Raw genomic sequence first — 13,564 nt, forward strand, 5'->3', positions numbered from 1 at the left:
ACAATGCCACGCCCAGAACTGCTCGAACAAATTTATACCATTGTTGATCAGATTCCTGCTGGGCGGGTAACCACCTATGGGCGTATCGCGGCGATGACGGAGGGCGCTACGCCGCGCATGGTTGGCTCGGCGATGCGCCACTTACCAGAAGGGCATCAGCTACCCTGGCATCGCGTCATTGCTGCGTCGCTAACGCTAGCCGACCACGGCGGTGCTGACCGCCAGCATCAGAAATTGCGCGATGAAGGCGTTATGTTTGATAGCAAAGGGCGCGTTCCTGCCCATCTTGTCTGGCCTGATTGAGCCAGAAGCGCTGTAAAAATAACGCCGCCCAACTATTGGGTACTATTGAGTGCCAGTTCATTCGGCGGCGTTATTAATTTACTCTTCCAGATTAGCCCCAGACTTCCAGGACCAGTCGCGCCAGCGTAGGTCAAATAAATCTTTGCGACGATCTTTCAAGTTGGTGACTGAGCCTTCGGCACGCACAACGGTAAGACGCGTCAGGTCTAGGTCCGAGAAGAAGATCATTTCGGTGTTAGGCGTGGTTTCCGCCAGCACTGCATCGTGGGGGAAAGCGAAGTCTGACGGTGAGAACACTGCCGATTGGGCATACTGGATATCCAGGTTCTCGATCGAAGGTAAGTTGCCGACGCTGCCACACAGTACTACATAGCACTCGTTTTCAATGGCTCTTGCTTGGGCGCAGTGGCGTACTCGCAGATAGCCGTTTTTGGTGTCTGTCCAGAACGGTACAAACAGTATATCCATATCCTGATCGGCTAGCAGGCGGCCAAGCTCCGGGAACTCAACGTCGTAGCAAATCAAAATGCCCACGCGACCTGCATCGGTGTCAAAGACCTGCAGGTTATCACCCCCTTCGATCACCCAGTCGCGGCGCTCTTGGGGGGTGATATGCAGCTTCGACTGCTTTTCGATTTTGCCATCCCGGTGGAATAAGTAGGCAATGTTGTATAGCCGGTCATCGTCACCGACTTCAATCATCGAGCCACCAACGATGTTGATGTTATACGACACCGCCATCCGCGAAAGCTCGCTTTTAAAACGCTCGGTGAAGCCCGCTAAAAAGCGAATCGCGCCCATTTGATCCTGCTGGGCCGAGCGGTCTTGTAGGCCCATCAGTGGCGCATTGAACAACTCCGGGAATACCGCAAAGTCACTTTGATAATCTGATAATGCGTCAACAAAGTACTCAATTTGTTGCAGGGCTGCTTCCACGGAAGCGAACTCACGCATTTGCCACTGTACTGCGCCCACTCGTACTTGAGTCGGGCGGGTATCTAGCACGCTCTCAGCAGGCTCGAACAGGATGTTGTTCCACTCCAACAGCGTGGCATAGCCGCGGGACTGCTCATCTTCCGGCAAATATTTACGCAGTAAGCGTTTTACTTGGAAGTCGTTAGCCAATTGGAACGACAAAATCGGGTCGTAGATCTCTTTGCGAGAGACTTTTTCGATGTACTCTGCTGGGGTCAGTTCTTGGGCGTGCTGGTGGTACTCGGGAATGCGTCCACCTGCCAGAATTGCACGCAGGTTGTGCGAGCGGCACAGCTCTTTGCGGGCTTCATATAAACGCCGACCTAAGCGATAGCCACGGTAGTCGGGGTGGATCAACACATCCAGCCCGTACATGGCATCGCCATCTTGGTCGTTAAGGATAGTTTCACGATGGCCGATCAGGTCGTCATATTTATGCGGGTTAGAAAACTCGTCGTAATCGACCTGTACCGTTAGCGCAACGCCCACCAGCGTACCATCGTCCTCAATGGCAATTTGGCCATCAGGAAATTCCTGAATGAGCTTGTCAATAGTGTGCTTTGGCCACGCACCGCCGATGTCGTGATATACCGCATCCATCAGCGTTTTGAGCTGGTCGTAGTCATCGCTGGTGAGGTTGCGAAGATTAAGGTGCAGTTCTTCTAAGGACATGTTCAGGGGTTCCCGGCCGTCGAATGAAGGTGGCCTATTGTATCATTGCTGTGCGTTGCTCGTTTTATCCGCCGCAATAGGGCGCACCAAGGGGCGTGTCAGCGTTTGTGCCATGATGACCCCGGCAAGAATGAGTAGCCCACCCATAAAGTGGAACCCGGCCACCTGCTCGCCTAAAAACGCCATGGCAATCAGGGCGCTAAATAGCGGCATTAAGTTGATAAAGATACTCGATTGGTTCGCGCCGATTTGGCGCACCGCGCGCATCCATAAGAACGTGGTAATGATGGAGGCAGGAATGCCTGCGTAGAGAATTAACCCTATATTGTGGCTATCTACCGGTGTCATGGGACCCATTAAATAGGGCGGCAGCAGGAATAGAACCGCAAAGCAGACCTGGGCATAGAGCATGACCCAAGGGGGTAGGTTCATCGCCCAGCGCTTCAGCATTACACCGTAAAGGGCGTAGCAGGTGGCAGCAACCACCATCAATGCGTCACCGATGGCTACCTGCAGTTGCAGCAGAGACAAGGGGTTGCCTCGCCCAAGCAGTACCGTGACGCCAATAAACGCCAGAACGCCCCCGGCAATACCGCCTAAGGTAGGCGGCTCGCGCAAGATCAGAGCGCTTAATAGTACGGTGAGAAGCGGCACCATGGCAGCCAAAATGCCCATATTAGTAGCAGTCGTTGTTTCCGCCGCCATATACGCCAAGCCTTGCCATAGCCCCATGCCAAGTAGCCCTAGCAACGCCAGTTTCGGCCAGTGGCGGCGTATTTCATCGCGATGACGTAATGCCGCAGGAAGCACAAACGGTGTCATTACCGCCAGTGCCAGCAACCAACGTAGAAAAGCGATACTGCTGGGCGCAATGGCACCCACTGTTAATTGGTTAATTGTCATATTCCCTGACCAAATCAACACAGTGGCCAGTGGCGGTAAAAAGTAAATCAATGGCATAGCGCGTTCCCTTATCGTTAGCCTGGTAATGTGACGTGCTTTCGCAAGAGGAGCAAGTGCTTTGCCACAAAGGTTGATGGTTTCGCAAGGCGGCCAAAGGGTGACAGATTAAGGGGTGTAAAGGACTGTACGTGAGGCGGTGTATGTCATACGCTTGTTTGAATGTTGTTAATAATATAAAGGAGTACCGTGATGAACCATACGCCCGCTTACCCGCATCTGTTTCGACCACTGACCGTTGGCCATTTAACGCTGCCTAATCGTGTGTTGATGGGCTCAATGCACACCAATTTAGAAGAAGCTCCCAACGGTTTTGAGCGTCTAGCAGCCTTCTATGCTGAGCGGGCTCGCGCGGGTGTCAGCCTGATTGTGACGGGCGGCATTGCTCCTAATGCTGAAGGCGCTGTGTTCCAAGGGGCTAATGCCCTCACTGACGAGTCTCAGCTAGCTGAGCATAAGTGCGTGGTTGACGCTGTTCATGACGCGGGCGGACATCTGTGTATGCAGATTCTCCATGCTGGGCGCTATGCCTACTCGCCAGAGCTGGTGGCACCTTCTGCGCTGCAGGCGCCGATCAACCCGTTTATGCCTCGGGCACTTTCAAGCGACGACGTTGAGCAGCAGATAGACGACTATGTGCGCTGTGCCCAGCTTGCCCAGCAGGCGGGTTATGACGGTGTTGAGGTAATGGGCTCTGAAGGTTATTTGATCAACCAGTTCATTTGTCGTCGTACCAATCAGCGTGATGATGAGTGGGGCGGCGATTTTGAGCGCCGTATTCGCTTCCCGATCGAAATTGTGAAACGCATTCGCGCGGCAGTGGGCGAGCGCTTTTTGATGATCTTTCGCCTATCGATGATTGATCTGGTGGAAGAAGGCAGTACGTGGGAAGAAGTGGTGCAACTTGGCCAATCCATTGAAGCTGCAGGCGCAAATGTGATCAACACTGGTATTGGCTGGCACGAAGCCCGAGTACCAACCATTGTGACTAGCGTACCTCGTGCAGCGTTTACCGAAGTTACCAAACGTATTAAATCAGCACTATCCATCCCGCTGATCACCACCAACCGTATCAATATGCCCGAGGTTGCTGAGCGCGTGCTAGCAGAGGGGCATGCCGATATGGTGTCGATGGCACGCCCGTTTTTGGCTGACCCTGAATGGGTGCGTAAAGCCGAGGCGGGCCTTTCAGACGAAATTAATACCTGTATTGCCTGTAACCAAGCCTGCCTAGACCACACCTTTATGGGCAAGCTCACATCATGCTTGGTTAACCCCAGGGCGTGTCATGAAACAGAGTTAACCCTCGAACCCACGCAAACACCTAAGCGGGTAGCGGTTGTCGGCGGGGGCCCCGCGGGGCTTGCCACCGCCGTGGCCGCTGCCAGTCGGGGGCATAACGTGGTGCTGTTTGAGCGACGTAGCGAGCTGGGTGGGCAGTTTAATTACGCCCGTAAAATTCCAGGTAAAGAAGAATTTAACGAAACGTTGCGCTACTTCCGAGTAATGCTAGAAAAACATGCGGTGGATGTTCGCCTAAATACAGCGGCTACCCTCGATACATTAGCTGAATTTGACGAGGTAGTGATTGCCACCGGCGTGATTCCCCGTGAACTTGCGCTACCAGGGGCTGACCATGCCAGCGTGCTTAGCTACGCTGAGGCCATTGAGCACCCTGAGCGTGTGGGCCGGCGCGTAGCCGTGATTGGCGCGGGTGGTATTGGCTTTGATGTTTCAGAGCTGCTCGCCGACCAGGGGCATCCTGAAATGGATGTGGCAGCCTGGTGTGATGAGTGGGGCGTTGACCTTGCCGTGGGCGATCGTGGTGGTCTGAAACCGCCAATGCCACCAGTTTCTCTTCGTGACATTGTTATGCTTCAACGCAAAAGCTCTAAACCAGGTAAGAACCTAGGTAAAACGTCGGGTTGGGTACACCGCGCATCACTAAAACAACGGGGCGTTAAAACCCTCACTGGCTGCGAGTATTTGAAAATTGATGATGCCGGCCTTCACATTCGCCGAGATGGCGAGGAGCAGGTGCTGGCGGTGGATACTGTCGTGGTATGCGCTGGGCAGGAGTCGGTTCGCGAGCTTATCGCGCCTTTAAGCCAGGCGGGAGCATGCTTTCATGTGATTGGCGGTGCCGATGAAGCTGCTGAGCTAGACGCAAAGCGGGCCATTGATCAAGGCACACGTCTTGCCGCTTCCCTTTAGCGGTAGGCACAAGCGAGTCAGGCGGGTGACGTAAGCGTTGAAATGGCGATAGACTGGTCGATCAGTGTAGCTGTTAACCACAGTTAACAAATTAAGGCGTGAGTGGCACCCAGCTCGCGCCGTAAGACCGTCAGATAAAAGGACTATCGTCATGACCTCGGAGTGTACCCCACGATTTTTAGCCAGTGACAACACCTCAGGTATCTGCCCAGAGGCTATGGAATACCTGATGGAAGCCAATCAAGCCGATGATTTGGCCTACGGCAATGACCGTTGGACTGCCCGTGCGGCAGATCGTTTTCGTGAAATGTTTGACTACGATTGCGATGTTTTTTTTGTGTTTAACGGTACTGCAGCAAACTCACTGGCACTTTCCGCAATGGGGCGCAGCTACCACAGCGTTATTTGTCATGAATTGGCCCACATTGAAACCGATGAGTGTGGTGGCCCTGAGTTCTTTTCTAACGGCGCTAAACTGCTGACCTCTTCGGGGGCTAACGGCAAGCTAACGCCCCAGGGTATTGAGGCGCTGGTCACTAAACGCAGCGATATTCATTATCCTAAGCCTAAAGTGGTGTCGCTTACCCAGGCGACAGAAGTCGGCACGGTTTACTCTCGAGAAGAGTTACTCGCGATACGTGCCATGGCAGACAAGCACGATTTACGCCTGCATATGGACGGCGCGCGGTTCGCCAATGCTTGCGCTGGTCTCAATGCAAGCCCTGCCGAGCTAACGTGGCAGGTAGGCGTCGATGTGTTGTGCTTTTCGGGAACCAAAAACGGGTTAGCGTTTGGTGAGGCGATTCTGTTTTTCAACCGTGATTTGGCTGAGGATTTTTCCTACCGCTGCAAACAGGCAGGTCAACTGGCTTCGAAAATGCGCTACGTTTCTGCCCCATGGCTAGGATTGTTGGAAAGCGGCGCGTGGTTAACCAACGCTGAGCATGCGAATGCCATGGCACGTTATTTATCCGAAGGGCTGCAAGCACTACCTGGCGTTTCCCTGATGTTTCCGACCCAGGCGAATAGTGTTTTCGTTGAATTTCCTCCTCATGCAATCGAGGCGTTGAAAGCCAAAGGATGGACTTTCTATACCTTTATTGGAGCGGGCGGTGCGCGTTTTGTATGCGCTTGGAACACCACCGTTGAATTGCTGGATCAACTGTTGGCAGATGTGAAAGAAGTGCTGGAATAATACTGCCTAAGCAGCGTCTACTAGACGCATTGTTGCCCGCCATTGCGCCGTCTTTCAGGCGGCGCTGTGCGTTCTGAGCAGCGTTTTCAAGGGCGCCGCACATTCAACGCAACTTAATCTCTCCTACTGTGCTCAAATTGTTAAACATTGTGCGTTGAAGGTTTAGTCATCACTTTTTGCTAATGCTGACTACGCTGATAGAGCAACACCTCGTATTGCACACCGCTTGATGTTTGGGCTTGGCGGTAGCTGCTGGGGGATGGGCCACAGGAGAGTTCCATGAGCATCTTTGATCACGTTCAAGACCGATTTGCCCGCGTTCAGCAAGAGGACATGAGCCTAGAGGAGTATCTGGCGCTTTGTCGCCGTGATCCAAAGGTTTATGCCAGCGCCTCAGAGCGTATGCTGGAAGCCATTGGCGAGCCTGAAGTGATCGACACGGCGAAAGACCCGCGTCTATCACGCATTTTCTCGAACAAGGTGATTCGCCGCTATCCTGCTTTTGCTGAATTTCATGGTATGGAAGAAGCTATCGAGCAAATTGTGTCGTACTTCCGTCATGCCGCGCAGGGATTAGAAGAGCGTAAGCAAATTCTCTATTTACTGGGGCCAGTCGGTGGCGGTAAGTCGTCGCTGGCTGAGCGCTTGAAGCTGTTGATGGAACGTATTCCGTTCTATGCCATTAAAGACTCGCCAGTGTATGAATCACCACTAGGACTTTTTTCGCCAGAAGAAGATGGTGAGCTTCTGGAGCAAGAGTACGGCATTCCCCAGCGCTATCTGCGCAGTGTGATGTCGCCATGGGCGGCGAAGCGCTTAAAAGAAGCGGGCGGCGATATTTCTCAGTTTCGAGTGGTGCGCCTTTATCCCTCGCGGTTGAATCAAATTGCCATCTCTAAAACTGAGCCTGGCGATGAAAATAACCAGGATATTTCTTCGCTAGTGGGTAAAGTCGATATTCGTCAGTTGGAGCTTTACTCTCAAGATGACCCCGACGCCTATAGCTTCTCTGGGGGGCTTTGCCGCGCTAACCAGGGGTTGATGGAGTTCGTTGAGATGTTTAAAGCGCCGATTAAGGTGCTGCATCCATTACTTACCGCCACCCAAGAAGGTAACTACAACCCTACCGAAGGCATGGGAGCAATTCCTTTTGACGGTGTGATTTTAGCGCACTCTAACGAATCGGAATGGCAGGCATTTCGCAATAACCGCAATAACGAGGCATTTTTGGATCGTGTTTATATCGTCAAAGTGCCTTACTGTCTGCGGGTCTCCGAAGAGATCAAGATTTACCAAAAACTGCTCGAAGACTCCTCGCTTAACGCAGCTCCTTGCGCCCCTGATACGCTGCGTATGTTGGCGCAGTTCTCAGTGCTTTCGCGGCTAAAAGTACCAGAAAACTCTAGCATCTACTCCAAAATGCGCGTTTATGACGGTGAAAATCTGAAAGACACCGATCCTCGAGCGAAGTCGATTCAGGAGTATCGTGATGCGGCGGGTGTGGATGAGGGCATGCAGGGATTGTCTACCCGTTTCGCCTTCAAGATACTTTCTAAAGTGTTTAACTTCGATGGCACTGAAGTCGCAGCGAACCCTGTGCATTTGCTGTATGTACTTGAGCAAGCATTAGAGAGGGAACAGCTGCCTTCGGAGGTGTTTGAACGCTACATCGGCTTTATTAAAGAGTTTCTGGCACCGCGCTATGTCGATTTCATTGGTAAGGAAATCCAAACGGCGTACCTGGAATCTTACAGCGAGTATGGGCAGAACATCTTTGATCGCTATGTGACCTACGCGGATTTCTGGATTCAAGACCAGGAGTATCGCGATCCCGAAACGGGCGAACTGTTGAACCGTCAGTCACTGAATGACGAACTGGAAAAAATTGAGAAACCAGCAGGTATCTCTAACCCGAAAGACTTCCGGCACGAAGTGGTTAATTTCGTATTACGGGCACGTGCGCAAAACAATGGCATGAATCCCAGCTGGCAGTCTTATGAAAAGCTCAAAGGCGTTATCGAGCATAAGATGTTTGCTAATACTGAAGAGCTATTACCGGTTATTTCGTTTAATGCGAAGGCGTCGAAGTCGGATCAGAAGAAGCACGAGGACTTTGTGGCGCGCATGGTGGATCGTGGCTATACCGAGAAACAGGTTCGGCTGCTTTCCGAGTGGTACCTACGCGTGCGCAAGTCCCAGTAGCGGATAATCGGGAGGTCGTATGACCTACTTTATTGATCGAAGGCCTAACGCTAAGCATAAAAGTGCGGTCAATCGGCAGCGCTTTTTGGAACGTTATCGCAAGCATATCAAGCGCTCGGTGGAGGAGGCGGTTAACCGCCGCTCCATTACTGATATGGAACGAGGGGAAAAGGTATCTATTCCAACCAAGGATATCTCTGAGCCGGTGTTTCAGCATGGTCCGGGTGGTGCGCGCAATATCGTATCGCCAGGCAACAAAGAGTTTTTAGAAGGGGATAAAATTCGCCGCCCTGGTGGTCAGGGCGGCGGAGATGGTACTGGCGAAGGAGGAGCTTCCAATCAAGGAGAAGGAGACGACGAGTTTGCATTTACCCTGAGCCGCGAGGAGTTTTTGGAGTTTGTGTTTGATGGTCTTGAGTTGCCGCATTTGCAGCGCAAACCATTGAAGTCACTTGAAGAAATAAAAATGGTGCGTGCGGGGCTTGCGCGTGACGGGGTTCCGTCGCGAATCAGTATTACCCGATCAATGCGTGAAGCTTACGCGCGCCGCATTGCCATGCGCGCGCCCATTAAGCGAGCCTTGAAAGAAGCTCAAGAGGCGCTCGCTGCAGAAGAACGCAAGGATCCGGTGTTGCGCAACCCGGCGAGAATTGTTGAGCTAAAGGCAGAAATAGAACGCTTGGAAAAGCGCATTGAAGGGGTACCGTTTATCGATACCTATGACCTGCGTTATCACCAGTTATCGGCCCAACCTCAACCTTCGAGTCAGGCAGTGATGTTCTGTGTCATGGACGTTTCTGGTTCCATGACTCAAAACCACAAAGATATCGCTAAACGCTTCTTCTTACTGCTCTATTTGTTTTTGGAAAAGCATTACGAAAAAGTAGAGCTGGTATTTGTGCGCCACCACACGGCAGCACGAGAGGTCAATGAGGAGGAGTTTTTCTACTCCCGTGAAACCGGTGGCACGATCGTTTCCAGCGCGCTCACCTTGGTAAATAAAATCATCGAAAAACGCTATCCCGCTGGGCAGTGGAATCTCTATATCGCCCAGGCGTCGGATGGCGATAACTGGGATGATGACTCGAATATTTGTCGGGACTTACTGGTTAAACAGCTTATGCCGCAGTTGCAGTACTACGCTTATGTGGAAATTACCCCCCATGAGCATCAGTCGCTGTGGCATGAATATGAAACGGTCGCCGCGCAATTCCCCGAACGGTTTGCGATGCGCCAAATTGTCGATGCCGGGGATATCTATCCTGTCTTCCGTGAGCTGTTTAAACGTCGGTTGAGTCAAGAGCAGTAACGCGAACCGAGGAGTACGCCATGAGTGTAGCCCGTAAGCCAATAGCGACCGGTTCCGACTGGAATTTTAGTGTGTTGGAGCGCTTCGATGAGGAGCTCGCTAGGCTCGCCGATGAGTACCGCCTAGATACTTATCCAAATCAGATAGAAGTGATTACCACTGAACAGATGATGGATGCCTACGCGAGCGTAGGGATGCCGGTAGGCTATCACCACTGGTCGTTTGGTAAGCAGTTTCTTGCCGTTGAACAAGCCTATAAGCGCGGCCAGATGGGGCTTGCCTATGAGTTGGTGATTAATTCCAACCCATGTATCGCCTATCTAATGGAAGAGAACACGCTAATGATGCAGGTGTTGGTCATTGCGCATGCCTGCTATGGGCATAACTCTTTCTTTAAAGGCAATTACTTGTTCCGCGCTTGGACCGATGCTGATTCCATCGTTGATTACCTAGTATTTGCTCGTAAGTATATTGCTCAGTGCGAAGAGCGCCACGGTGTCCATGCAGTAGAGCAATTGTTAGATGCTTGTCACGCTCTCCAAAACTACGGTGTCGACCGTTACAAGCGCCCCTCACCTATTTCTGCTGAAGAAGAGGTAAGGCGTCAAGAAGAGCGCGAAGCCTACCTGCAAACCCAGGTCAATATGTTGTGGCGCACAATCCCTGATGCGCCTAATGGAATTCCTTCGCTGCCGGGTAGCCTGCACAGTGATGCAGACCCACTAGGCTTGCACAGTGGGGGGCTTTATCCCTCTGAACCACAAGAGAACTTGCTCTACTTTATTGAAAAAAACGCGCCGCTTTTGGCTCCCTGGCAGCGTGAAATTGTGCGTATCGTGCGTAAACTGGCGCAGTATTTTTATCCCCAGCGACAAACCCAGGTAATGAATGAAGGGTGGGCTTGCTTTTGGCACTATACGCTGATGAATCGCTTGTATGATGAAGGAAAGGTTGATGAAGGCTTGATGCTGGAGTTTTTGCAATCCCATGCCGCGGTTATCAATCAGCCAGGTTTTGATAGCCCGCACTACAGCGGCCTTAATCCCTACGCGTTAGGGTTTGCGATCTTTATGGACATTAAGCGGATTTGTGAAGCGCCAACGGATGAAGACCGAGAGTGGTTTCCCGATATTGCGGGTAGCCCGTGGCGCGATACCGTTGAGTTTGCAATGCGGAACTTCAAGGATGAGTCGTTTATACAGCAGTTTTTATCCCCCAAGGTAATACGCGACCTCAAGCTGTTCTTAATTGTTGATGATGATCAGATGGAAACACTGGAAGTCGCAGCAATTCATAATGAGCGAGGTTATCGGCGAGTGCGTGAGGCGCTGTCAACTCAATATGCGTTATCGGTGCGTGAGCCCAATATTCAAGTTGTCGAAGCGGCTATACGCGGGGATCGTTCGTTGACGTTACACCATGTACAAGATAACCGTCGGCCCCTTGGTCGCAGCGTATATCCGGTGATTCGCCATTTGCAGCAACTATGGGGATTTCCGGTGCATTTGGTCTCAATGGAAGAGGGGCGTGTGACGCGCCGTTACCAGTGGCCGATTGAGGAGGAAAACAAAGAGGTGAGTTAAGGTTAAATAACTACCCCGCGGCAAGCGCGGGGTAGTGGTCAAGCTTGGTTGTTTCACCAAGAACAGTTGGCTACTAACATTAGCCTTTGGCAGTCCAGGACTGGCACCAGCCGCCTGCTTCAACGCTATTTTGCGGGAACAGCTGGCAACCTTCAGTTTCTGCATTAAAGAACATGCAGTTTGAGCACAGCTCTCCTTCCTCGTAGGACGGGTGGTCGCTTGCGTCACTGGCTACTTCAACGTAATTAAGTGCCTTGGCAGTAGAGTTAGATGGGTCAAGGCGAGGCAGTTCCTGGGCAAAAGCAGTCTTTGACAGGATGCCAGCACCAAATGGCAGGGCGGCTAGACCCATTACGCTATTGCGCATGAACTTACGACGGCTCTGATTAGCCATGGTGTCTCCTTAGCGTCACGGTTTGACGTTTTTTTGCTTATGTTATTGGGTGGTGAACCACCTCTAATACTCCGACAAGGCTAATAAGCCGGAGTTCTCTAAGCCATGCTAGCGCATGCTCAAAATTAGTGCGAATAACCTTATGAAAAGCGCGACAATTAACCACGTCACTGAGCGGTGCTTGGTCTTGGCAAGCAGCCTGTTATACTCGCCTCTGGTTGCTGATTAGATTGTTGTTAACGCTATTTTGGGGGTGCTATGCAAAATGCTGTGATTTTAATCAATACTGAGAAAGGCCAGGTAAAAGCAGTCGCCGAGCGCCTTGCTGATGTAGACGGTATTAGTGAAGTCTATTCGACGTGTGGTCGCTATGATTTGGTCGCTATTGCCCGGACCCCTGATTTTGAAAGCCTTGCTGAACTGGTCACGGAACGTCTAAACGCTGTCGAGGGCATTAGCGATACCGAAACGCTGAATGCGATGCAGGTGCACTCCCGTCACGACCTAGAAACGATGTTTTCCCTGGGTTGGTAACCAATAAATTACCTGACATAAAAAGCAGGATGCAGAATCATTATTGTAGGGAGTAAGTCTGTTGGGGAAATCGCTTTCGCGCTGGCGTCGTCAGGGAAAACGCCTGGGTATCGCTGTGCTTTTTGTCATAGTAGGAACGGGGCTTTGGGAGTTTCAGGAGCGTCAGCATCAGGATGACTATACCTGGATGGGGGTGCCTACCTGGGATGGGTTTCAGCTAACAACGTTTCACCGTGTGCTGAGAAACGATGGCTTCTTAGCGGGATGGTCTGATGTGCGGGTAAACCCACTTTGGGTCAGTTATCAAGTCGAAGCAGTGTCCGATGATACTCGTATTGGCCCACGGCCTAATTTTAAAGCTGACTGGCGCACGTTATGGCCAATAGGGACGACTAGTTACTCCGGTAGTGGCTATGACCGCGGCCATCTGGCTCCCAACTACGCTATTGCGGCTGTACATGGGCGCAATGCCCAGGTCGATACCTTTTTGATGAGTAACATGACACCTCAGCGGCCAAACTTGAACCGCCAGCTTTGGCAGCGTCTGGAAGAGTCTGTGATGGATCATTTTGCGCCACGTTTTGATCGGCTGCAGGTCATTACAGGGCCGGTATTCCCTGAGCGTTTTATGGATAACGTGTTTAATCGGGTCGGTTTTGTGGAAGTGCCCGAGGCGTTTTATAAAATTATAGTGGTGCCGGATAGTGACACACCGCTGGCGCTGGCGTTTATTATGCCCCAGGACGTTAGTGGTAATGAATCGTTAGCCGACTATCTGGTCACTATCGATGAAATAGAAGCGCGTACGGGACTAAATTTTTTCCCTGACCTCACGCCGGAGGTTGAGGCTATTTTAGAAGGCGAGTTGCGTACTCAAGGTTGGGCATTGGATGAAGTTGCTCAGCGTCCTGGGCGTTTTCAATAATTTGCCTAATTAAAGCATTTAAAGTCAAAGCGTTTTCGAGGGCATGTATTTAGCTCGAAGGCAATCTCGTCTACGAAACCTCTGGTTAACTATTACGCTTGTCCATACAGCGTTAAAAGTCGCCTCGTGCGCGAGCCCGGTCCTTTTTTCGTTGATTTTTTCCTTGTCTGGCCTGCGCTTATAACATTAATCAGAGGCTCCTTAATATATTTTTCCTAAATTAGATTAATTTTTCTTGCAAGTCTATATGGCGGCAGTAAGTGGTTATGCAAAAGTTATCGAGTTACTTTTTCCGTAA

The 13,564-nt window shown here is 51.5% G+C and carries 11 protein-coding genes; 8 read left to right on the forward strand and 3 right to left on the reverse strand.

Annotation, left to right across the window (positions count from 1 at the left end; translation table 11 throughout):
* Positions 1 to 3: 3 nt before the first annotated feature.
* Entirely contained in the window at positions 4 to 303 is a 300-nt protein-coding gene (locus INT19_RS08200; protein WP_038477012.1) for an MGMT family protein, read from the forward strand.
* Positions 304 to 381: 78 nt separating this feature from the next.
* Here the strand turns inward: INT19_RS08200 and INT19_RS08205 are convergent, their stop codons facing one another.
* Together INT19_RS08205 and INT19_RS08210 are read right to left on the reverse strand one after the other, a co-directional pair.
* Positions 382 to 1,950: a GNAT family N-acetyltransferase gene (locus INT19_RS08205; protein WP_193060407.1), complete on the reverse strand. Its 1,569-nt coding sequence runs from the start codon at positions 1,948 to 1,950 to the stop codon at positions 382 to 384.
* Between the two features lie 42 nt (positions 1,951 to 1,992).
* Positions 1,993 to 2,910: a DMT family transporter gene (locus tag INT19_RS08210; RefSeq protein ID WP_193060408.1), complete on the reverse strand. Its 918-nt coding sequence runs from the start codon at positions 2,908 to 2,910 to the stop codon at positions 1,993 to 1,995.
* A 192-nt stretch (positions 2,911 to 3,102) separates the two neighbouring features.
* Between INT19_RS08210 and INT19_RS08215 the strand changes: the two genes are divergently transcribed.
* From INT19_RS08215 to INT19_RS08235, 5 genes are all read left to right on the forward strand, one after another.
* Complete coding sequence (locus tag INT19_RS08215; protein WP_193060409.1) at positions 3,103 to 5,124, forward strand: FAD-dependent oxidoreductase; 2,022 nt, start codon at positions 3,103 to 3,105, stop codon at positions 5,122 to 5,124.
* Between the two features lie 151 nt (positions 5,125 to 5,275).
* Complete coding sequence (locus INT19_RS08220; RefSeq protein ID WP_083006382.1) at positions 5,276 to 6,319, forward strand: threonine aldolase family protein; 1,044 nt, start codon at positions 5,276 to 5,278, stop codon at positions 6,317 to 6,319.
* Positions 6,320 to 6,598: 279 nt separating this feature from the next.
* Positions 6,599 to 8,521 carry a PrkA family serine protein kinase gene (locus tag INT19_RS08225; RefSeq protein WP_038476995.1) on the forward strand — a complete coding sequence of 641 codons (1,923 nt, stop codon included), beginning with the start codon at positions 6,599 to 6,601 and terminating at the stop codon, positions 8,519 to 8,521.
* Positions 8,522 to 8,540: 19 nt separating this feature from the next.
* Positions 8,541 to 9,830, forward strand: a complete 1,290-nt coding sequence (locus tag INT19_RS08230; protein WP_083006380.1) for a YeaH/YhbH family protein — start codon at positions 8,541 to 8,543, stop codon at positions 9,828 to 9,830.
* A 20-nt stretch (positions 9,831 to 9,850) separates the two neighbouring features.
* Complete coding sequence (locus INT19_RS08235) at positions 9,851 to 11,413, forward strand: SpoVR family protein (RefSeq protein WP_193060410.1); 1,563 nt, start codon at positions 9,851 to 9,853, stop codon at positions 11,411 to 11,413.
* A 79-nt stretch (positions 11,414 to 11,492) separates the two neighbouring features.
* Here INT19_RS08235 and INT19_RS08240 read toward each other — a convergent pair whose 3' ends face one another.
* On the reverse strand, positions 11,493 to 11,807 hold the full coding sequence (locus tag INT19_RS08240; protein WP_193060411.1) for a high-potential iron-sulfur protein: 315 nt from the start codon (positions 11,805 to 11,807) through the stop codon (positions 11,493 to 11,495).
* Between the two features lie 258 nt (positions 11,808 to 12,065).
* On the opposite strand from INT19_RS08240, the gene INT19_RS08245 reads away from it, so the two are divergent.
* Complete coding sequence (locus tag INT19_RS08245) at positions 12,066 to 12,341, forward strand: Lrp/AsnC family transcriptional regulator (RefSeq protein WP_009721675.1); 276 nt, start codon at positions 12,066 to 12,068, stop codon at positions 12,339 to 12,341.
* 61 nt (positions 12,342 to 12,402) lie between these two features.
* Complete coding sequence (locus tag INT19_RS08250) at positions 12,403 to 13,266, forward strand: DNA/RNA non-specific endonuclease (protein WP_193060412.1); 864 nt, start codon at positions 12,403 to 12,405, stop codon at positions 13,264 to 13,266.
* The last annotated feature ends 298 nt before the right edge of the window (positions 13,267 to 13,564 follow it).

This window comes from Halomonas sp. 3A7M, from assembly GCF_014897875.1.
GTDB lineage: Bacteria > Pseudomonadota > Gammaproteobacteria > Pseudomonadales > Halomonadaceae > Vreelandella.

Coding starts and splice junctions, on each gene's coding strand:
- INT19_RS08205 (WP_193060407.1), bottom strand. CDS start 1,950: ATGTCCTTAGAAGAACTGCACCTTAATCTTCGCAACCTCACCAGCGAT.
- INT19_RS08230 (WP_083006380.1), top strand. CDS start 8,541: ATGACCTACTTTATTGATCGAAGGCCTAACGCTAAGCATAAAAGTGCG.
- INT19_RS08235 (WP_193060410.1), top strand. CDS start 9,851: ATGAGTGTAGCCCGTAAGCCAATAGCGACCGGTTCCGACTGGAATTTT.
- INT19_RS08225 (WP_038476995.1), top strand. CDS start 6,599: ATGAGCATCTTTGATCACGTTCAAGACCGATTTGCCCGCGTTCAGCAA.
- INT19_RS08215 (WP_193060409.1), top strand. CDS start 3,103: ATGAACCATACGCCCGCTTACCCGCATCTGTTTCGACCACTGACCGTT.
- INT19_RS08210 (WP_193060408.1), bottom strand. CDS start 2,910: ATGCCATTGATTTACTTTTTACCGCCACTGGCCACTGTGTTGATTTGG.
- INT19_RS08240 (WP_193060411.1), bottom strand. CDS start 11,807: ATGGCTAATCAGAGCCGTCGTAAGTTCATGCGCAATAGCGTAATGGGT.
- INT19_RS08245 (WP_009721675.1), top strand. CDS start 12,066: ATGCAAAATGCTGTGATTTTAATCAATACTGAGAAAGGCCAGGTAAAA.
- INT19_RS08200 (WP_038477012.1), top strand. CDS start 4: ATGCCACGCCCAGAACTGCTCGAACAAATTTATACCATTGTTGATCAG.
- INT19_RS08220 (WP_083006382.1), top strand. CDS start 5,276: ATGACCTCGGAGTGTACCCCACGATTTTTAGCCAGTGACAACACCTCA.